This window comes from Desulfatibacillum aliphaticivorans DSM 15576, assembly GCF_000429905.1.
Taxonomy (GTDB): domain Bacteria; phylum Desulfobacterota; class Desulfobacteria; order Desulfobacterales; family Desulfatibacillaceae; genus Desulfatibacillum; species Desulfatibacillum aliphaticivorans.
In genome coordinates, this window is the sequence record NZ_AUCT01000027.1 from 37467 (window position 1) to 57855 (window position 20389).

The 20389-nt window shown below is 54.5% G+C and carries 15 protein-coding genes; 8 read left to right on the forward strand and 7 right to left on the reverse strand.

The features are described from left to right. Positions 1-34 precede the first annotated feature (34 nt). The 3 genes from G491_RS0121025 to G491_RS0121035 are packed head-to-tail and all read right to left on the reverse strand — an operon-like array spanning position 35 to position 4049. Complete coding sequence (locus G491_RS0121025; protein WP_157468453.1) at positions 35-2128, reverse strand: hypothetical protein; 2094 nt, start codon at positions 2126-2128, stop codon at positions 35-37. A 60-nt stretch (positions 2129-2188) separates the two neighbouring features. Next, a complete protein-coding gene (locus tag G491_RS0121030; protein ID WP_084511621.1) occupies positions 2189-3139 on the reverse strand; it encodes a lysylphosphatidylglycerol synthase transmembrane domain-containing protein in 951 nt (316 codons plus the stop codon). Next, the gene (locus tag G491_RS0121035) at positions 3126-4049 is read right to left on the reverse strand and encodes a glycosyltransferase family 2 protein (protein ID WP_028315971.1); all 924 of its coding nucleotides are present in this window, start codon (positions 4047-4049) and stop codon (positions 3126-3128) included. Before G491_RS0121035 ends, G491_RS0121030 begins: the two co-directional genes overlap by 14 nt. Before the next feature lie 196 nt (positions 4050-4245). On the opposite strand from G491_RS0121035, the gene G491_RS0121040 reads away from it, so the two are divergent. The 8 genes from G491_RS0121040 to G491_RS0121075 all read left to right on the forward strand — a co-directional run bounded on the left by G491_RS0121040 (position 4246) and on the right by G491_RS0121075 (position 13138). Next, complete coding sequence (locus G491_RS0121040; protein WP_028315972.1) at positions 4246-4800, forward strand: RNA polymerase sigma factor; 555 nt, start codon at positions 4246-4248, stop codon at positions 4798-4800. Positions 4801-4802: 2 nt separating this feature from the next. Continuing rightward, on the forward strand, positions 4803-5309 hold the full coding sequence (locus G491_RS0121045) for a hypothetical protein (RefSeq protein WP_028315973.1): 507 nt from the start codon (positions 4803-4805) through the stop codon (positions 5307-5309). Beyond that, positions 5290-5787 (forward strand): type II secretion system protein, encoded by a 498-nt coding sequence (locus G491_RS0121050; protein WP_028315974.1) that lies wholly within the window; start codon positions 5290-5292, stop codon positions 5785-5787. Before G491_RS0121045 ends, G491_RS0121050 begins: the two co-directional genes overlap by 20 nt. Further along, positions 5784-6221 (forward strand): type II secretion system protein, encoded by a 438-nt coding sequence (locus G491_RS0121055; protein ID WP_015949543.1) that lies wholly within the window; start codon positions 5784-5786, stop codon positions 6219-6221. Before G491_RS0121050 ends, G491_RS0121055 begins: the two co-directional genes overlap by 4 nt. A 33-nt stretch (positions 6222-6254) precedes the next feature. Next, positions 6255-9734 (forward strand): type II secretion system protein, encoded by a 3480-nt coding sequence (locus G491_RS0121060; protein WP_028315975.1) that lies wholly within the window; start codon positions 6255-6257, stop codon positions 9732-9734. 163 nt (positions 9735-9897) lie between these two features. Continuing rightward, a complete protein-coding gene (locus G491_RS0121065) occupies positions 9898-10512 on the forward strand; it encodes a phosphatase PAP2 family protein (RefSeq protein WP_168161239.1) in 615 nt (204 codons plus the stop codon). Positions 10513-10521: 9 nt separating this feature from the next. Then, on the forward strand, positions 10522-11364 hold the full coding sequence (locus G491_RS0121070; RefSeq protein WP_028315977.1) for a prolipoprotein diacylglyceryl transferase family protein: 843 nt from the start codon (positions 10522-10524) through the stop codon (positions 11362-11364). 262 nt (positions 11365-11626) lie between these two features. Then, positions 11627-13138, forward strand: a complete 1512-nt coding sequence (locus G491_RS0121075; RefSeq protein ID WP_028315978.1) for a long-chain-fatty-acid--CoA ligase — start codon at positions 11627-11629, stop codon at positions 13136-13138. 94 nt (positions 13139-13232) lie between these two features. On the opposite strand, the gene G491_RS0121080 is transcribed toward G491_RS0121075, so the two are convergent. The 4 genes from G491_RS0121080 to G491_RS0121095 all read right to left on the reverse strand — a co-directional run bounded on the left by G491_RS0121080 (position 13233) and on the right by G491_RS0121095 (position 19890). Then, positions 13233-14642 (reverse strand): efflux transporter outer membrane subunit, encoded by a 1410-nt coding sequence (locus G491_RS0121080; protein ID WP_028315979.1) that lies wholly within the window; start codon positions 14640-14642, stop codon positions 13233-13235. Between the two features lie 5 nt (positions 14643-14647). Next, positions 14648-17842 (reverse strand): efflux RND transporter permease subunit, encoded by a 3195-nt coding sequence (locus G491_RS0121085; RefSeq protein ID WP_028315980.1) that lies wholly within the window; start codon positions 17840-17842, stop codon positions 14648-14650. A 13-nt stretch (positions 17843-17855) separates the two neighbouring features. After that, positions 17856-19193, reverse strand: coding sequence for an efflux RND transporter periplasmic adaptor subunit (locus G491_RS0121090; protein WP_028315981.1), 1338 nt, complete (start codon positions 19191-19193; stop codon positions 17856-17858). A 73-nt stretch (positions 19194-19266) separates the two neighbouring features. Beyond that, positions 19267-19890: a TetR/AcrR family transcriptional regulator gene (locus tag G491_RS0121095; RefSeq protein ID WP_028315982.1), complete on the reverse strand. Its 624-nt coding sequence runs from the start codon at positions 19888-19890 to the stop codon at positions 19267-19269. Positions 19891-20389 lie beyond the last annotated feature (499 nt).

The window sequence follows — 20389 nt, forward strand, 5'->3', positions numbered from 1 at the left end:
ACCGCCCATGGCCATTTTTGCCATACTATTTCTTTTAGGTTTTTCTTTCGATTACTGCCCTTGTGACGTTCATAATGGTTGCGAAGTCAGGATGATAAATCCGCACTGCCGACTGCGCTTCAATCTCCCGGAATGTTTCCGAGAACTTAAGGTTCTTTTGCAATTCCAGAAGAACAGTAACGCCAAACTCTGCAAGAACAAAGTCATCCATTTTGTTCCCCAATTCGATCAACGCCAAGATGGGGTCCACATGGTTTGGCATGCACCTGTGGGCGCATTTGTAAATATTGACGGCCAGGAAGGTTCTCCCCTGCTTCTTCATGCACTCCGCCATGATGAGGTAGGGATAAATCTGGTCAGGGGCTAGCATGGCTGCACTGGTTGCATTTGACAAGGCAGCTTGAAATTGCCCAGACTTAAATTGGATTTTCGCCTTAAGACAAAGGAGTTCATGATCGCGAGGTGCTAAGCAAAGGCCCATTTCTACCCATTTCATGGCCTGAGTCTCTTCACCTATCCACAACCATGAAAATGCTATTTGCTGGTGTATTAGAGGTGAGTCAGGTCGAAGGGCGTAAGCAGCTGAAAAAAAGGCTTTGGCGACCAAAGGATCTTTTTGATGAAACAATTCTATTATTCCAATATTATAAAGAATCCTTCCTCGAATATTGTTGTTGTCATAACGGTCCAAATGCAGGGCACGGGTGTTTAGTTGCATTGCAGACTCTGCCTTGCCGTCTTTCCATAACCATTTTGCCAGATTCATCGCAGGGACGCTGAGCCCGGGAGATTTTTGAACATTGTCCTCCCAGAACGCTATATTATTATCAAAAACTCTGTTGCGCATACGCGCTGTATGCCCGTTTGAGATCAAAACTGCGGTAACCAAGGCCATTGCGAGGAACAGAATCTCTTTCCTATCCGTGACTATTTTTAGCATGGCGAAAAGAAAAACAAATAGTGGGAGAAATAAAAATATGGAAGGAATGTAATTCCTATGTTCGAAAACTATTTCTATAGGGAGAAAGGTGCTTTCGATCACGTGGTTGAACAAAAAGAAGAGGATGCAAAAACTGACCAGAGGCATTTTTTTAATGAATGCACATGCTGAAAAAAAAAATCCCGCGATTATCAGTAAACTCCAGAGTGTGGAAATAGGATCCAGTAGCGATGTGGAGTGAGGGACGTCGTACAAAAAGGTCATCTTACTTGAGGTTGGATACAGCAGCAATCCGAAATACAGCATCATGACCCTTGGTTGGGTTATCAGCCTTTCCCACATGGTGAACGGACGGAATGAGTAATCCAGCAGTATCTTGAAAGGATTGTTCAGCAGGAAAGCCGTTAGTGCTCCCAAGGCGCAAATCCAGAAAGTCCATCTTGCAAACTTGATGATGTGTTCTTTGGTTGCCCCTTGAATCAGGATCAGTTCCAACAAGGCCAAAGAGGGCGCCAGCAATACCGCGTTTTCTTTGGAGGCCACGGCGCAAAGGCCGGAAATCCCGCACCCGACAAACCATCCCCATTTTACTTTCCCGCTGGAAAATCGTCCTTTAAGGTAGAAATACATGGCCGCAATGTAAAACATGCCGGCCATGGAGGTCATGCGTTGCACAATGTAGGTGACGGAGGTGACCTGGATGGGATGAATCGCCCAGAACACAGCGGTCAACAAGGCGAGAGGGTGGGAGAGGTCCCCGTATTTGTCCCGCAGCATGGGGAGGTTGAGCATGGCGTGGATAAACAAAAACAAAAAGCAGGCAGCCAGGTAATGGACGCCCAGATTGAAGACATGAAATCCTGTCACATCCAAGCCGCCTGTATAATAGTTCAAGGCGAAGGACAAAAAGGCCAAAGGCCTCCATAACCTGAATTCCCCTGTGCCTTCATCCCTGAACGGATCAGTCAGGGATTCAAAGTCCAACCGTTCCATACGAATATATTCATTATTAACGATTCTAGGATTATCGTCAAAAACAAACACCCCATGAAAGGAATTGGAATAAATAATGATCAATATAAAAAACAGAGAGATAAAGGCGAACGCGTAACGTCCTGAATTCGGGCTTTGCGGCCACCATTTTATATTTAGATCAAAGGATTTGGATAGTGCATTTTCTTGATTCATTTCCAGGAGGTTCACTCCTTTCCTTTATGTTTGGATCTTATCTGGAATTGGCGCGATGGGCTAATGCGGATGCCTTTTTTCAAGTAATTGTGAAACAAGCCAGAATCCCCCTCCCAGGGCGGCTTCCGTGCAGGTGTCGATCAAGCGCATGCCGATGGCTGCGGCGATCACCACCGGCTGCGGGATGATGACCGGCAAAATCAGAAAGATAATCCCCTCCCGGACGCCTATGCCGGCGGGCGCGAACAGCGCCGCCATCCCAATAAGCATGGCGCCGTAGTAGACGCCTGCAACCACCAAAAAATGCTGCCATTCCACGCTATATAGCGCCCTTATCAGAAAAAAGAAAGAGGCGCCGGTCAGCAAGGCGGGAACTCCGTATGCCCCGACCAGCCGCAGAACCATGCTGTAGGGCGGATATTTTTCCGGCGGAGCCTTTTTTGCCAGGCGAAAAACCAGGCGCAGCATAAAGGGCATGACCCAGGGCGTCAGACTGACCAGCATGGCCAGGGCGCCCAGACCGGAAATCCACTGGAGGCTCACAGGAACGTCCACAGACCCCCAGGTCACGGCCAGGGTTACGATGAGTCCCGAGGCGGCCGTGCTGGACAGGTGCTCGGTAATGGTGGCCGCTGTAATGGCGTTGTTGGGGTGGTTTTTATACTGATTGAACCGGACCAGCAAAATCGTCACTTTGCCGGGGACGTGCCTGCCCATGCGGGAGAGCAGCCAGGCCCTGCCGGTGGTCACGAAATCCTCTCGGATGTCGAAGGCCGCGGCCAGCCTGATCCAAACCGCCAGGTTGGCCAAATACCCTGCAGCGCAGCACAATATGCTCAGTGCAAGATAGGCGGGCGAGATATTGAGCGTATAGGCGCCAAGCTCCCTGGCGTGCCGGAAAATAACCCATCCCACAAAAGAGAGCACAAGCAAGAGCAAGGCCCTGCCGCACCACTTGGGGGCCTTTCCCGGTTTTGCGCCGGAGACCGTTTCCGGGCTAGTCTCCATCATCTGCCTTTTCGCTGGAAATCACCCGGCCCATGTGGTCGAAGCGCAGTTGGGTCACCTGTTCGGATATGAGGCCCATCAAAAAAACCACCACGGCGATGGTCATGAGCATGGCCGAGGTGGGGCCGTATCTTGTGTGCAGCACAAAAATTTTAAAAAGCCCGTAACCCAGGCCCGTCAAGAACATGAGCAGGCTGGCGGGCAAAAAGATTTTCAAGGGGGCGAACAGGGTGGCGATTTTCAGGATGATCAGGAAAAACCGGGCTCCGTCCCTGAAAATTTTTATCTTGCTTTTTCCTTCCCTCGCCGGGGCCGCAAAAGGCACATACACCAGGCTGTAACCGGTCCGGATGACCGCCAGGGTCAGGGTGGTGGGGTACGAAAAGGTATTGGGCAGCAGGTTGACGAACTCTTTGGCGATGGGCGTTTTGACGGCCCGGAAGCCCGAGGTCAGGTCTTCGATTTTCCGGTCGCTGACGTAAGACGCCAGTTGGTTGTACACGGCGTTGGCGAAACTGCGGTGCATGCTGGCCTGAGTGCCCGTGGACCGCGCCCCCACCACCAGGTCGTAAGGCCCCAGCTTTTCCAACAGCCGGGGGATTTCCTCCGGCGGGTGCTGACCGTCCGCGTCCATGAGAACAATGGAGTCTCCCTTGGCGTGACGAATGCCCGTTTTGACGGCCGCGCCGTTGCCCATGTTATAGGGATGGGTGCAAACCCGGGCGCCGGCCGCAAGGGCCATCTGGGCCGTTTGGTCCTTGGACCCGTCGTTCACCACAATAATCTCGTGGGACAGGCCCAGTTGCTCCATGACTTTTCGGACTCTTTCCACGATTTTGCCGATGGCTTGTTCCTCTTCATAGGCGGGCATAATCACGGATACGGAAATTGCTTCCTCTTGAAGGTGCGTCATTGTAAACCTGCGTGAATTGAATTGAAAATTTGGGGAAAAGTGAAACCTGATTTGACTTTATATGGCATATTGAGCCAAAATGTGTAAAGAATAAGTTAATATCCTAATATTATTTGTGACTTTTTTTCCTTAAGGGGAGTAAATCAGGTAAAGGCTTGGGCTCCCCTGCGTACAGCCGGACCGTGACGGGGGAACCATGGACCAGGAAGAGGAAAGACAGGCCGTTTTGGATGTCAAAGCGGGCGCAACCGATCGCTTCGCCCTCTTGGTGGACGCGCACAAAGGGGCGCTGTTCAACCTGGCCTGGCGCATGACCGGCAGCCGCTCCGACGCCGAAGACCTTGTTCAGGAAATATTTGTGCGGGCTTTTCGCAATCTTGGATCCTTTGACGCTGAAAAGCGTTTTTTCCCCTGGTTATACACCATCGGAATCAACCTGATACGAAGCCGCCTCAAGGCTGTTTCCAGGAGACGCCGGGTTTTGCAGGACCAGGAAAAGGAAGGGGCGAAAGAAGCCAGTCCCGAGGAGGCCTTTTTGGCAAAGGAAAGGGCTGACCAGGTGCAGGCCGCTTTGCTGAAATTAAATACGGGACAGCGCGAGGCCTTGCTCCTACGCTATTCTCAAGGCCTGACCTATGATGAGATTGCGGACATTTTACGCATCTCCAACAGCGCTGCAAAAATGCGGGCGGCCCGAGGGCTGGACCGCTTGCGTTCCATTTTACCGGAAACCTTGTTGGACAAAGGCTGATCATGAAACCGAAGGACGAAACAGTAAAGCAATGGATTAAAGACCTTAAACAAGCGGACCCGCCGGAGGACCTGACCCGGCATGTCATGGATCAAATTACGGCCAAGGCCGTGGATTCCCCTCCCCAGACGCTGGCCTGGGTCTTTTTTATCACGGGATTTTTTTTCTTTTGCCTGTTTGTGGTTTTGGCCGCGGGAGTTCGCTACTGGGCTCTGCAGGGAGTGGGGCTGGAGGGCTTGAATCTGGCCCGGAACGCCTCATTCATGGTTTCCCTTTTTATGGGGGCTGCCGGGTGCGGTTTAATCCGCGGAGGGAGAATCGGAGTCAGAACCGCCTATGCAGTAGGCTTAATCACGGCTTCGGGATGCATCCTGTCTTCCGTCGGCCTGTCCCTAAAATTGGCTGACCTGTCCGCCGCACTTGTTGTTTTGGGATATGGAGCTTGCGGGGCGGCCATTGCTCTTATTTTATTGAAGGAGTTACGGCGTAATGAGTATCACGGATATTAATAAGGCGGCCCGGACTCCAGGCTCCCAGCATGGCTTCACGCTTTTGGAAGTGGTGAGCGTCCTGCTGATAATCGGCATTCTCTCTGCCGTGGTTATCACCCGGGCCAGCATGTCATTGGACGTCACCATGGTGGCCGAGGCGGAGGCGCTCAAGGCTCAGTTGCGCTATGCCCAGAGAAGGGCCATGACAGGCGGAGATCCCTGGGGAATCAACATTAGCGGCAACTCCTACTCCATGTTCCAGTATGATGGAACTCGCAACACGGTTTCCATGCCGGGGGCGACCGATACTTCCCGCAATTTAGGATCGTTGGGGATTAGCGTGACCGGCGCCATTGTCAGTTTTGACTCTTGGGGCAGGCCTTGCACGGGCGACTCAGGAACCTCGCCGCGCACCAGCGATCTCACCCTGACCGTATCCAAAGGCAGTGTGTCCCGGACAATAACGGTTACTAAAAATACGGGGTTCATACCATGAAATGCTTAATCTTTAAAAATTCCAGCGGTTTTTCCCTTTTGGAGATTATTGTGACGCTGACGGTCGCCGCCGTCCTGGCCACCGTGCTGATTGCATTCACGGGGACCGCGGTCCAGCGCGCCGGCGAGCCGGCCGCCCGTTTGAGCAACATATACGGCCTGCAGCAGGTCATGGAGAACATAACCGGGTATTACGTGGACGTGGCCCATGGAGAAGATGCTCTGTCCAGGCTGTACAACGCCATCGAAAGCGAAGACACGGACCCTTCCACCGGTTTCGGCGCTTACAAATCCTCCAAGTCCTGGGTGTATTACAATGCCAGCCGTGAGGAAGTTACGTCCAGCACACAAACGGATGACACCATGCTCAAAGTCGTTTTGGAGCCAGTGGCCGGAGAATCCACCATCAAACTCACGGCCTTTTTTGTGAGATAAGCAGGCCCCGCGCCTATTCATTGGAGATTATCCATGAGAAGACATACTAAGAACAGCGGGTTTACTTTGGTTGAAATGATCGCCGTTCTGGTGATTGTGGGAGTTCTGGCCGCCGTGGCGGGCATGGGAATCGTCAAAGCCGCGCAAGCCTTTGCGTTCAACAGCGAGGCGACGGCGCTCTCGCAAAAAGCGGAGCTCGCCATGGACCGCCTGCGCCGGTCTTTGGAAAACCTGACGGACATTTCCTCGGCCGCTTCAAGTTCCATCGGCGTTTCGCGTTTGAGCGGCGAAACCATTGTCACCGAACGCTACTATGTCAGCGGAAGCGACTTGATGCTTACCAGCTCGGAAACCGGCGCCGGGACCAACACCCTCACCGATCTGGTCGACTCTTTCAGCCTGTCTTACAAAATGGCCGATGACTCGGCGTGGAGCTTCGGCTCCAATCTCGAGGACCTCGCACGCATAGAGTTCACCCTCACCATGGAAGGCCCGAACGGGACCAGCATGTCCTTCGCCAATTATGTGGTGCCCAGAAACACATATATTCCGGATATCCAGAGGCGCTATTATCCGGCGGGCTCCACCACGGGGTCCGCTCCGGGATGTTTTGTGGCCACCGCGGCCTTTGGAAGCGACTCCGACTCCCGGGTTTTCGCCCTCACCCAATTCCGGGATCAATACCTGACGCAATACAGCCTGGGGCGCTGGTTTTTGAATTTTTACAATGAGAACGGTCCGGGCATGGCCCAGACGCTTCACTCCCATTATTGGCTGAAATCCCTGGTGCGGCTGCTTCTTCTCCCGGCGGCGGGATTCGCCTTCCTGGCCATATACTTTCCCTTGGGATTTGTTTTAATCGGCGCAATGGCCTGGCTGCTGGCCCGGCTGGTCATTGCGGCCCGAAATGAGCGCAGGAAAGCGGGCGCCGCCCCTGCAGGCGCCTCGGGCGCGGTGCTTTTAAGCCTGGTGATCGCCATGGTTGTCATGGCCGCCCTCGGAGCAGGCATGGTTTCCATGTACAGCGCCTCCAATACGTCTTCTGCGGCCACCCCCTTTACCGCCAGGGCTCACTATATCGCCGAATCCGGACTTCGTTACGCCGGGTGGATTCTGGAAGACAACCTTAACGATGACACCTTCATCACCACCGATTTGCACAAAAAAACCTTTGCCGTGGATGATGACTCCTTTTATCTGGAAATCCTTACCTACTGGTACGACATAGGAACCTCCACAACGCCGTCTTCCAACCTCAGCGCTTCCGCTTGGGGCGGGCTGCCCAAAAAAGTGCTGACAATCCCTGATGACGCCGGAGGATTCCTTACCGTGGAAAAATCCGATGGATCCTCGGAACTGGTCAGGTACAACAGCATAACCGTTAACGCCGCATCGGACGATATAGGTTTTAGCCTTACTTCGACGCCTTCCGGAACATATAAATCCCGCGGCCGCATTTTGCCTGCGGCCAAGATTCCATCTGCGGGGACCATCCGGGCGGCGAATTTAGGCGATTCATCCGGCGACAACCTGGAAATCGACCTGGACTCTCTTGCCGGCGAAAACGACACCTTCCTTTTCCCGAAAATGATGGGCATCATCACCCTGACCGATGCATCGAACAAAGATTGGTACATCATGTACGATTCGGTGGATTATGACGGCGACAAGCTGGTGGGGATAAGAAATTGCCCTGGCAGGACGGCGCTGCCCTCCGGCGGGATTACCGTAAATGCAGCGACTCCGGTCCAACTGGAACGCTACGCCCAGTTCATCTCCACCGGAAAGGCGGGCTCAGGCGGGTTTGAAGCCCAGGACACCATTAAGAGAAGCCAATCCATGGGCGCCGTGAGCATGTTCCGGGGCGTGGAAGGCGGCATAGACTTTAACGACCCCAATGACATCAACAAGGTCGATCCCGTTTTAGGCTCAGCGGCCATTGAAAACGGGGCGATCAAGATTACAGGCACGGAGCAGACTTATTCTTACACCGAACCCGTTGTCTACCAGCAGGAAAGCCTGATCGCCGTGGACTGGCAGGACGAACTCATCGATACACTAAACCTGGAGGATATCTGGAACAGGTCCTCCAGATTGCTCAGCTACGATCTCCAGGTAAAGGTCAAGTTCACCGAAAACCAGGACGACCTGACCGCGCCTTACGTGAATGTGCCCGGAAGCTACATGCCCGGCTTGTCCTTCAGGACGTATTGCAGCGGAGGACAGTGCAACTACTACGGCCTTTCCTTCATGCGGGGCGTTCAAGGGAGGACCGAAGTCTCTTCGGGCGGCGATGGATGCGGCGGCGGCGACTCCACTTATGAAGAGGATGACGACATTGCAGACGGTTTCTTTACGGAACACGGTGGAAGTACTGATATATCCACCAGGTGTGGTAGTTATTCCGGCTGGGATGACATCGCGCCCAAGGACGGCGTCCCCTATCTTATGTTCTGGCAAAAATACCTGGATCCGGACGACGACTCGGGAAGCGGTTGCGGGGGAGGGGGAGAGTCGCTTTTTGATTGGATTTCCTATGTACAGCTAGTGAATGTGGAGGTAGTGCAAATCTATTATTACGAGCCGGTCACTTGCTACTATGCAGACAGGGATGAACATGATGTAAACTGGGCCGGAGGCTGGTATGAAGGAACTATCTCCGGAGATCTCCGAAACTCTGAGATGCGGGATTGCAGTAGGAGGCACAGAGATGTTTGGTATCGGCAAGGGCCTTACACTGCCTGGAAACTCACGGACAAGTACGGCTTGTTCCGCACCAGCAATGTGGAGGGCGTCACCGTACTGGGCATTCCGGGCGGCGCCGTTGTGCGCGATCCTGCAACGGTCAGCGCCAACTCCTCCACTGCTGGAAGCCCCAAGGCTAACGTGGCCTACATCGTAGACCCGGAAAATACCAGCGACACGTATCAGCAATCCAAGGGAACCAACAATTATCGCATCTATCCCAAGGAATGGGCCACGCTCATGGTGCGGATCATTGAAATGCAAGGCGATTTTGACTGCGACGGCGCGGAAGACAACCGGGTTAACGCCATAGCCATGTACGCGGCGTCTCCGGACGCCAACGGATCGAATGCCGCATCAGACGACAAGGACGGCAACCGGGCGGCCTATGCAAGAAATTCGCCGGTCAAATGGCCGGAGGATGCGGAATATTTCACCTTGGGCGTCATGGGCTCACGCCATTACACCAGCAAGGAGATTACGGCGCCCAGAGGCTGCGGCGATGACTACAGCATTGTCAGGCTGGCCGGCCGGGGCCAGGATACCGATGGCGACTACGTCGTGACCTATTCCGGCACCTTCACTACGGAAGATTACGATTTTACCTCCAATGTGGAGGAAGTGGAATTCGGCCTCCACACATTGGGAATTGACGCAACGGCGGACTCTAACGGAAACCCAACGGAGACCTGTTACTTCGACGATTTGTACTGGTCATTCTGGGAGGGCGGCGCCACGGGAGTCATGCCTGGCGTGCAGCAGCAATAATGGGTGACGGCCGCACCGCTCCGGCTGGAAACGCCTTTGCCGGACGGTGCGGCTATTGAAAAACCGCCTCCTGTCATATTGGATTCGCCTGACGAACGTTTTTCGCTTTAATAATGCGCTGAATGGATTTCGAGAGATCCCGGGGTTGAGCTTGGATTATATCTTGGTTAAAAAACCGCGTTGTTTTTTGGTTTATTATTTATACTGGGTTCCATACACCCTGGTCTACGAAGCTACCAACCGCTTCCTTTTGTTCCCTCCCACCCAACTTGAATTCACATGGCTGGATGCAAACCTGCCTTTTGTTTCCTTTCTTGTGCCCGTTTATGTAAGCTACCTTTTATTCGGTTGCCTGATACTGGCGAACTCCAAAGATAACCAGGAGTTGAATGACCTGTTTTACCTGACACACTTCCAGTTGCTGGTGTGCGCCCTGTTTTTCGTGTTTTTTCCCGTTTCATTTCCCAGGCACGAGTATTACGCCGGCTCGGCGTTCACGAAAGTATTCCTTGATTTTTGGCTGTGGTTCGACGCTCCCAACAATTGCTTCCCCAGCCTGCACACGGCCAACTGCGCCCTGGCCATCCACTATAGCCTGGGCAAAAAATGGCAGTGGTTGTTTTGCTTTTGGGGAGGAATGATTATTGTTTCCACGGTGCTGTGCAAACAGCATTACATCGTGGATCTGGCTGCTGGATTATGCGTTTATCTCTTATCCATTCGATTTAAAGAGTGGGTCCTGGACCCCTGGAAAGGCGCCGCCGGGGCCGTTGCCTAAGGAGAGGATATGTATCCCCAGATACACATTGGCACAGGGTATATCAGTTCCTACAACGTCGCGCTGTTAACGGCTGTCCTGTGCGGATGGGCTGCGTACGTGCTGGGGGACGCCCGCTTGTGGGAGGCGTCCACTCCTTTGGCCAGGGTCAAGAAATTGCTGGGCCTGTCCCTGGCGTTTTGGCTTCTTGGCGTGCTCTGCCTCCAGGCGACCGTCTATTTTCATTTTATCTTTGACAACATATCCGACAAGGTTTGGGACAAACTGTCCATGATGGACATTGTGTTCGCCCATCCGCTAAAAACCATCAAAGTGCTTTACGGGCTTATTTTCGCCTTTCCCCTGGGGATTTTTTTGATCTCCCTGGTGGACAGGAGCGAGCGTTTTTATGATCTGCTGAACAAAAAAACCTTTATCATATTCCTGGTTCTCGGGTTCGCCAGGGTGGGGTGCTTTCTGAACGGATGTTGCTACGGCATATGCTCCGACACCTTCGGCGTCCGCTTCCCCATGAATTCCGTGGCGGCCTGGGAGCACCTCAGGCGCGGCCTTACAAGAGGCTTTGTGGCCCCTCCCTCCCTGCCGGTCATTCCCACACAGGCTATCAGCGCTGTTTTTCTCTTCGCCCTGGCTTTTTTCGCTTTGCGCGCCTCCTTAAAAAATAAGTCCCACGTGTTTTTTCATTATGTTTTTTATTATGCAATATTCCGTTTTTTCATTGAATTTTTAAGGGCGGACATTGACAGGGCATACTACGGCCCGTTATCCGCCTCCCAGTGGATTTCCCTCTTTATCTTTCTGCTATACGGCCTGTGGCGCAGGTTCGGCAGAAAAACTTCATCGACTGTGTAATAAACGAATAGTGCGTGTAAAGGCGGGGAATAGTTGAAAAACTGAATTTTTTGCTTTTTTCTTCAAAAAAAACCTTGCCAAAACCTGTTTTTCAGAGTTAATTTTGCTCCCGGAGACTACTACTGTTCTATTCAGATGGCCTTGACCGTCTTCAAATTTCAACCCCCCAAGATTTTTGTGTGAGTTCCAAACCGCCCATAGTAGGGCGGAGAGTCATAGCCGTAGCATTTCTTAATCGCACCACTATGTAAGGAGGATTTTCATGCAGATCAACATCGGGAGTTTTCTTACCAAACGCGCCCAACACAGCCCTAACATGGAAGCCCTGGTTATCGGCGGGCTCCGTTTCACCTATAAGGAGTTGAACGAGCGGTCAAACCGTCTTGCCAACGCAATGAAGTCCGCAGGGATAGGACCGGGAGACCGGGTGGCCTATCTTGGATTGAATGAAACGGAGTTTTTCGATCTTTATTTCGGCCTGGGAAAGTTGGGCGCCATTCTGGTGCCGGTGAACTTCCGCCTCGCCCCGCCTGAAGTCCTATACATCATCAACAATTGCGAAGCCTCCAAAGTAGTGGTGGGAACGGATTTTTTCCCGGTGATTGACGCCATCAAGGGCGATCTTTGCACCAACAGCATTTATGCGCTTGGCGATTCCATCCCGGAATGGGCTCAAAGCTACAGTGACTTCCTGGCATCCGGCTCTCCGGACGAGCCCGTGCATGTGGGCGGCGACGACGACACCCTGACCATCCTGTACACCTCCGGCACCACGGGCAAGCCCAAGGGCGCGGAACTGACTCACGCGGGCTACTTCCACGAAGCGGTCAACCTCCGGGCCACTCTGGGCGACGTAGGAACCAAGATGCTTATGCCGTTGCCTTTGTTCCATATCGGAGCTCTGGCGCCCGTGCCCCATTGCGTGCAATTTGGAATGACCATGGTTTTCCAGAGGGCCTTTGACCCGGCGGAATTCCTCCAACTGCTGGCCACGGAAAATATCTCCTGGTTCGGTTCCGTGCCCCAGGTGCTCATGTTCCTGCGCTCCGTGCCCCAGTTTGAGACCTTTGACTGGAGCAGCATCAGAATGGCCTTGGTCTACGCCGCGCCGGTTCCCGTAACCCTGATCAAGGAATTCGCCGAAAAGGGCATGAACGTACGTCAGCTTTACGGCATGACCGAGTGCACCGGTCCGGCGGCCGTCATCGATGCGGACAAGGCCATTGTCAAAGCCGGCTCCACCGGCCCGGCCATGTTCCATTGTGACATCAAACTGGTGGACGACAAGGGCGAGGAAGTGCCCACTGGCGAATTGGGCGAGCTCCTTCTTTTGACCACTCATCCCATGAAAGGCTACTGGAACAATCCCGAAGCCACGGCGTCGACCATCATTGACGGGTGGATTCATTCCGGCGACATGGCCAAGATGGATGAGGACGGCTACCTGTACATCCTGGACCGGAAAAAGGACATGATCATCTCCGGCGGCGAAAACATCTATCCCGCGGAAGTGGAGGACACGCTCCTCAGCCACCCCGCCATTGCGGACGTGGGCGTCATCGGCGTACAGGATGAAAAATGGGGCGAGGCGGTCAAGGCCGTCATCGTTTTGAACAAGGAGCAAAGCCTGACCCAGGACGAGCTTATTGAATGGTGCCGCGACAAGCTGGCCCGTTTCAAGACTCCCAAGCAGGTGGTGTTCGCCGAGGAAATCCCCAGGACTCCCACCGGCAAGATCCTCAAACGCATCCTCAGAGACCAGTACAATCAATAGTCCTGATTTCTCAATATTAGCTTGAATACAAACAGGCCGGAGAGGAAACATCCTCCCGGCCTGTTTAGGTTTGCGGCGAATTATCTTGCAATTGCTATTGGGCGCCGCCTCCCAGAACCGTGTACAAGCGAATCTGGTTGGCCAGCTTGGCGATGCGAATGTCGATCAACTGCTGCTGGGCCGAGTACAAGGAGCGCTGGGCGTCCAGGACGCTCAGATAGCTGTCGATGCCCTTGTCGTAACGTACGCCGGCCAGAGTGTAAGACTTGTCCAGGGCTTCCACCAGGGCCTCCCCGGCGGAGAGTTGCTCGCCCACCGTGTTTTCCACGGCGATGGCGTCTGCCGTTTCCCTGAATGCGGTCTGGATGGCCTTTTCATATTGCGCCACGGCGATGTCCATATCCGCCTGCGAAACTTTGTAGGCGGAGTAAACCCTGGGGTCGAAAATGGGCACGGAAATCTGGGGCATGAAGCTCCAGGTTCCCTGACCCGAGCCGAACAGGTCGCTTAGTTCCACACTGGCCGTTCCCACGGACCCGGTCAAGGCGATGCGCGGGAAGAAAGCCGCCCTGGCCGCGCCGATGTTGGCGTTGGCCGCCTTTAACTGATGCTCGGCCGCCAGGATGTCGGGCCTGGTGAGCAGGGTTTCAGAAGGAATTCCGACCGATACGCTTTTAAAAGGCTGCACGTTTTCCAGCTTTTGAGGAAACACCCGCTCCGGCAGGGGAACCGTAGTCCCGCTGAGAAGGATGAGGGCGTTTTTATCCTGGGAAATCAATCGCGTGAATAAAGCGATGTCGCCCCTGGCCGTTTCCACCTGGGTTTGGGCGCGGAGCAGGTCCAGTTCGGAAGCCAGACCCAGCTCGAACCTGCTTTTAATCAGGTGGTAGGCGTCCTTTTGGCTTTGCAGCGTGGATTCCGAAAGTTTCAGGTGCTCCTGGTCCGCCGCCAGTTTCAGGTAGGCGTTGGCCACTGCGGATATCAGGGCGATCTGCGCGCTGCGCTGCGCCTCTTCAGTCGCCAGGTAGCTTTCCAGGGCGGCGTCTTTCAGGCTTCTGATGCGGCCGAAAAAATCCGCTTCCCAGGCGGTCACGCCCAGGTCCACCCTGTAGCTATCCGACTCTGTGATCTGACCGGAGTAGGAGAGGTCCGCAGGGGTTTTGGTATGGGACGAAGACCCGCTGGCGCCAATGGACGGAAACAGCTCCGCCTTCTGGACGCCGTACAAGGCCTGGACCCGCTGCACGTTCAGGATCGCCAGCTTAAGGTCCCGGTTATTTTCCAGCGCGGTTTGAATGACCACCTGCAAAGCCTGATCCGTAATGAACTCCCGCCACTCCAAATCCATTGGTTGGGAACGCTCCGCCACAGCCTGAGCCGCGGCCTGCGCTTCCGGCCAGTCCTGGCTGACAGGAGCCTCGGGCCTGGTGTACTGGGGCTTGAGGGAGCATCCTGCAGCCAGCAGGGTTAAACCGACAACGGGGATTATCAAGTATCTTTTCATAATTCCTATCCTTCGGCTGGCGCCGTTTCGGGTTCTTCCTCGTTTGCTTCGGACGATTGAGGTTGAGCGCCGGTCAGTTTTTTTCTGGGGATGAACAGCCTGGCGATTATCACGTAAAACAACGGCGTGAACAAGGTGACCAAAACCGTACCTGTCACCATGCCGCCGAGCACCGAGGTGCCGATGGCTATCTGGGCGCCGGCGCCGGCGCCATTGGCCAGGAACAAGGGAAGCACGCCGAACCCGAAGGCCAGCGATGTCATGATAATGGGCCTGAACCGCAGCTTGGCGCCTTCCAGGGTGGCCGAGACCAGATCCATGCCTTCCTCCCGCTTGGCTTTGGCGAACTGAACGATCAGAATGGCGTTCTTGGTGGTCAGGCCCAAGGTGGTCAGCAGCCCGATCTGGAAGTACACGTCATTAGGCAGGCCGCGCAGAGTCGTGGCAAACACGCCTCCAATGGCGCCCAAAGGCAATGCCAGCAAAATGGAGATGGGAATGGGCCAGCTTTCATACAAGGCCGCCAGGCACAGGAAGATCGCCAGGATGGAAAAGGCGTACAAGAGGCCCGTCTGAGAGCTTGCCATCCGCTCCTGGTACGAAATGCCCGTCCAGTCGAAACCAAAGCCCTGCGGCAGCTTGTCCATGATTTCCTCCATGGCTTGCATGGCTTCGCCCGAACTTCTGCCCGGCGCCGCTTCCCCCTGAAAGTTGATGGAGGGAAAGCCGTTGTACCGTTGAAGCTGCTGGGCGCCTTCGGTCCATCGTCCCGTGGCCACCGAGGAGTAGGGAACCATGGTCCCGGAATTGCCCCGGAAGTAAAGCTTGTTCAGATCCTCCGGCAGCATGCGGTGGGGAGCGTCAGCCTGAATATACACACGCTTGACGCGGCCCGCCTGGATAAAGTCGTTTACGTAAGCGCTTCCAAAAGCGGCGGAAACGGAGCTATGGATGACCGACAAGGGCACTCCCAGCGTTCCCGCTTTCTCCCAGTCCACGTCCACCCGGTATTCCGCCTGGTCAGGAATGGCGTTGGGCCGCACGTTGGCCAAGCGGTTGTCTTGGGACGCGATGCCCAGCAATTGATACTCCGCGGCAACGAGGGCTTGGTGTCCTAAACCGCTTCGATCCTGCAACTGGAAGTCAAAACCCTTGGCCGTGCCCAATTCCGACACGGCGGGCGGCGTAAACGCGTAAGCGCGGGCGTTTCGGATTTGGAAGAACCGCATCATGGCCCTGCCTGCCACGGCGTCCGCCTTCAAATCAGGCCGAAGTCTGAGGTCCCAATCCTTCAGTTTAATAAAGGCAAGTCCGTTGTTCTGGCCCATGCCTGCGAAGCTCATCCCTGAAAGCGTCAGAACTGATTTGACGGCTTCTTTTTCCTGCTCCAGAAAATAATCCTGGATTTCAGCCAAAATCTCGTCCGTCTGCTCCATGGTGGACCCGGTGGGCAGTTGCACCATAGCCAGAACGATTCCCTGGTCTTCATTGGGCAGGTAAGCCGTGGGCATTTGCTGGAAAAAATGAACGAAAGCAAACACGATTCCAATGAAGCAAAGCATGAAAACCACTTTAAACCTGAGAATGCCCCCCACCATCATTAAATAGATGTCCCGAACCCAGTTGAAGCCCCTGTTGAAAAGATCCACAAAGGCGCGAAGCGGAGTAAATGTCCTTTTACCCTTCCGGGTTTGATGCCCTTCCTTAAGCAAGGAAGCGCAAAGCACCGGGGTCAGAATCAAGGCCACAACCACGGAAAGCAGCATGGCCGAGATAATGGTCAGAGAAAACTGGCGATAGATGACGCCCGTGGAGCCGCCGAAAAAAGCCATGGGGCCGAACACGGCGGAAAGCACCAGGCCGATGCCGATCAGGGCGCTGGTGATTTCGTGCATGGACTTGCGGGTGGCCTCCTTGGGGGGCAGCCCCTCCTCCTCCATGATGCGCTCCACATTTTCCACGACCACGATGGCGTCGTCCACCAACAGGCCGATGGCCAAAACCATGGCGAACATTGTCAGCATGTTGATGGAAAAGCCGAACAAACCCAGCACGCCGAAGGTGCCCAGCAAAACCACGGGCACGGCGATGGTGGGGATGAGCGTGGCCCGGAAGCTCCCTAAAAACAGAAGCATGACCAAAAACACCAGGAAGACCGCTTCGAACAGGGTCTTGACCACTTCGTGAATGGCCACCCGAACAAAGGGGGTGGTATCGTAGGGGTAAGTCACCTTCAGTCCTGGCGGAAAGTATTTTTCCATTTCTGCAAGTTTGTCCCGGACGTTTTGGGCGGTCTCCAATGCGTTGGCGCCTGCCGCCTGCCGAATGGCCAGGGCCGCCGAAGGCTGGCCGTTGAACAAGGGCACGACCGCGTAGCTTTCCGACCCCAACTCTGTCCTTGCAACGTCTCCGACCTTGATGACCGAACCGTCAGGATTGTTCCTGATGGGAATGGCGGCGAACTGCGCAGGCGTTTGCAAAAGGTTTTGCACGACAATGGAGGCGTTCATTTTTTGGCCTTCCACCGCCGGCTGCGCGCCGAACGCCCCGGCCGAAACCTCCACGTTATAAGTCCTTAAGGCGGCGATCACGTCCTGAACCGTCAGGTTGTAGCTGTTCAGCTTGTCCGGGTTAAACCAGATCCGCATGGCGTATTGGGGGCTGAACGCCTCCACCTCGCCGACTCCGGGAACCCTTGCCAAAACTTTTTCCAGGTTGGAGTTCACGTAGTCGGCCAGGTCGCTGTAGTCCATGGACCCGTCTTCGGAAATGATGCCGACGATGATCAGGTAGTTCCGGGTGGACTTGCTGACGCTGACGCCCTGGCTTTGGACCACCTCGGGAAGGCTGGGCATGGCAAGCTGCAGCTTGTTCTGCACCTTGGCCCACGCCATGTCGGGATCGCTGCCCGGCACGAAGGTCATTTCAATCCTGCCCACGCCTGACGAACTGCTCTCCGCGGACATATACAGCAGGTTTTCAAAACCAACCATTTTTTGTTCGATGATCTGGACCACCGTGTTTTCCACGGTTTCCGCCGAGGCTCCGGGGTACATGGCCTCAATAGCGATGGACGGCGGTGCGATGGGCGGATACTGGGATATGGGCAGGTTGTAGATTGCCAGCCCGCCCGCCAGCATGATGATAATGGCGATAACCCAGGCGAAAACCGGGCGATCCAGGAAAAAATTTGCTAACATCGTCTTTCTCCTTTTAAGCCTCTGGCTGCGCCTTGGGAGCGGCGGCGCCGGCGCCGGTTTTTGCCATATCAGCGACCCTTACAGTCGCTCCTGGGCGGATTTTCTGGGATCCCTCCACAATAACCCGGTCTCCGTCGTGCAGGCCGGAAGTCACAAGCCACTTGTCCCCGATGGCCCTGTCCAGAGTCAGAAGCCGCTGCTCCACCACATTGTCCTTGTTAACCACGTAAGCCAAAGGCAGCCCTTTGGGGTTGCGCCGCACCCCGTCCTGGGGCGCCAGGATGGCGTCCTTAGCCACGCCTTCCTGGACGACGGCGCGGACGAACATGCCGGGCAGCAGGGTCTGGTCCGGGTTGGGGAAGACCATGCGCAGGGTGACGGACCCGGTTGTGGGGTCAACGGTAACGTCTCGGAACTCCAAGGTTCCTTTGTGGGGGTATTCCGTGCCGTCCTCCAGCATCAGGCCCACTTCAGCCTGTCCCTCTCCGTCGGTCTGGATTTCGCCGCTCTTGGCCAGCTTGGAAAGCCGCAGCACGTCCAGCGTGGATTGGGGAACATCCACAAACACAGGGTCGGTCTGCTGAATAGTTGACAAAGCAGTAGGCTGATAAGCGGTGACAATGGCGCCTTCCGTCACGGCGGACCTGCCTATGCGGCCGGAAATGGGCGCCGTGATTTGTGTATAATCCAACTGGATGCGTGTGGTCTTCAGGGCTGCCTCCGCCTGCTTGATGCTCGCTTTGGCCGAGGCTAAAGCCTTTCGCTCGCTATCCACCTGGGCCTTGGCGGCCTCCAGGGTGGCGCGAGCCACTTCCACCTGAGTCACCGCCTGGTCCCGCTCGCTGGCGGAAACGGCCTGCTGCTCATAAGCCTTGGTAAATCTATCGCCGTTGGTCATAGCCAACTTGTATGACGCCTCGGCCTGGGCCACGCCGGCCATGGCCGCTTCCAGGCCGGCCTGAGCGCGGTCCGCGGACTTTTTGACGGCGGACAAGTTGGCTTCGGCGTTTTCGTAAGCCGCCTCAAAGGGCGCCGGATCGATCTGATACAAGACCTGGCCGGCTTCCACGTCCGCGCCTTCCACAAACAGGCGCTTTTGGATCAGCCCGTTTACCTGGGGCCGGATCTCGGAAATCAGGAAAGGCGAGGTGCGTCCGGGCAATTCCGTGGTGAGCGTGACGGACTGCGGCGAGACCGTAACCACTCCCACTTCCGGCGGCGGCATGGCCGCTGCTGGTGCAGCAGCGTTCTGAGGTTGTTGCTCGTTGCATCCGAACAATAAGGATGCGAACAGCAAAAAGGCTAATAAGCCGATCAACCGGTAGGCGTCTTGTTGGCGGGGCAATGTCATTGATGTTCTCCCAATAAAAAAAATGGTTCAAGGGCGCAGGCAATATCATGCGCCCGGTGTGTGGAATATGGATTTAGTCTTGGATAAGCCCTTTAAACAGGATGTTTAAAATCACGTCGGGATCTTCCGGATAAGGATACTGCTCGGGATTTTCTATCCAAGACAATAAAAAAGAGTGCGTAATGTTGTCCAAAGACTTGGCTAAAATATAGGAATCTCCGATGCGCTGGAAAGTCCCTTTTTTCATGCCGCTTTCAAAAACCGCCGCTACATCTTTCATCAAGCTGAGGCGTTTAGTCTGGATTTTAGAATCCAGTTCTGTGATAGCGCTGTCGGAGGCCTGTCGAAGCTCTGCATGAAATATGCGTATTTTGGAGGCGTTATTTAAGAAATATATCCCTTTCGCCCTGACAAGGCTCCGCAATTTTGCAACCTCGTCCACGGGTTCGTCAAGGACTTTGGTTAACTGTCCCATAAATTTTTCCGTTTCTTCGAGCATGGACTCCTGGTACAAATCCCCCTTGCTCTTGAAGAAATTGTAAAGGGTGCCTACGGCAAATTCGGCCTGGTCGGCGATTTCCTGCATGGAAACGCCGTGATAGCCCCTCTCTGAAAACAAGATGTGGGCCGCCGCCATGATTTCACGCCTCTGGCGCTCCCTTTCCCTTTCTTTCCTGGAAAGCCGTTTTCCCTTCATGATTTTACCTCTTAAAGAATATTAATTCACGAGAATGAACTATTCCTCATTCCGTGAATTTAGATTCATAAAATAGAACTAAACCTCATAAAGTCAAGGGGATTTTCTTTCTTAACCAAAAAGAAACCTGCCTCGTACATATTATGGTCCAGGCCTTTTGGCTGGTTCTCAGCTTTAACTGCCTGAAAATTATATTATAGTTGTATTTTAAATATGGCGGGCCTTCTCGGGCCAAGCAGGAAGGAAAAAGTTGCCGCCTGAGTCGTTTTTTGAACGCGAAAATATTTCCCGGGCCTGGGCCGCTTCCAAAGGCATGAAATCTTGACGCCGTTGTTTTCAGGATTCATTTTGACGCCAGAATTTTGGCGTCTGCTGAGAATAGGGAGGCTATTTCCGGCGCCAATAGGGCTTGCAAAAACATGGGATGGAAGACCTTGTGTCCGCCCATCAAATGGGCCGTATCCGCCCCGGCCATGGCATGGACCTTGCTTTGTTTGAA

Bases quoted from the DNA above. Each gene is read 5' to 3' on its own strand.
- G491_RS0121025 (WP_157468453.1), bottom strand. From the start codon at position 2,128: ATGAATCAAGAAAATGCACTATCCAAATCCTTTGATCTAAATATAAAA.
- G491_RS0121030 (WP_084511621.1), bottom strand. From the start codon at position 3,139: ATGATGGAGACTAGCCCGGAAACGGTCTCCGGCGCAAAACCGGGAAAG.
- G491_RS0121035 (WP_028315971.1), bottom strand. From the start codon at position 4,049: ATGACGCACCTTCAAGAGGAAGCAATTTCCGTATCCGTGATTATGCCC.
- G491_RS0121040 (WP_028315972.1), top strand. From the start codon at position 4,246: ATGGACCAGGAAGAGGAAAGACAGGCCGTTTTGGATGTCAAAGCGGGC.
- G491_RS0121045 (WP_028315973.1), top strand. From the start codon at position 4,803: ATGAAACCGAAGGACGAAACAGTAAAGCAATGGATTAAAGACCTTAAA.
- G491_RS0121050 (WP_028315974.1), top strand. From the start codon at position 5,290: ATGAGTATCACGGATATTAATAAGGCGGCCCGGACTCCAGGCTCCCAG.
- G491_RS0121055 (WP_015949543.1), top strand. From the start codon at position 5,784: ATGAAATGCTTAATCTTTAAAAATTCCAGCGGTTTTTCCCTTTTGGAG.
- G491_RS0121060 (WP_028315975.1), top strand. From the start codon at position 6,255: ATGAGAAGACATACTAAGAACAGCGGGTTTACTTTGGTTGAAATGATC.
- G491_RS0121070 (WP_028315977.1), top strand. From the start codon at position 10,522: ATGTATCCCCAGATACACATTGGCACAGGGTATATCAGTTCCTACAAC.
- G491_RS0121075 (WP_028315978.1), top strand. From the start codon at position 11,627: ATGCAGATCAACATCGGGAGTTTTCTTACCAAACGCGCCCAACACAGC.
- G491_RS0121080 (WP_028315979.1), bottom strand. From the start codon at position 14,642: ATGAAAAGATACTTGATAATCCCCGTTGTCGGTTTAACCCTGCTGGCT.
- G491_RS0121085 (WP_028315980.1), bottom strand. From the start codon at position 17,842: ATGTTAGCAAATTTTTTCCTGGATCGCCCGGTTTTCGCCTGGGTTATC.
- G491_RS0121090 (WP_028315981.1), bottom strand. From the start codon at position 19,193: ATGACATTGCCCCGCCAACAAGACGCCTACCGGTTGATCGGCTTATTA.
- G491_RS0121095 (WP_028315982.1), bottom strand. From the start codon at position 19,890: ATGAAGGGAAAACGGCTTTCCAGGAAAGAAAGGGAAAGGGAGCGCCAG.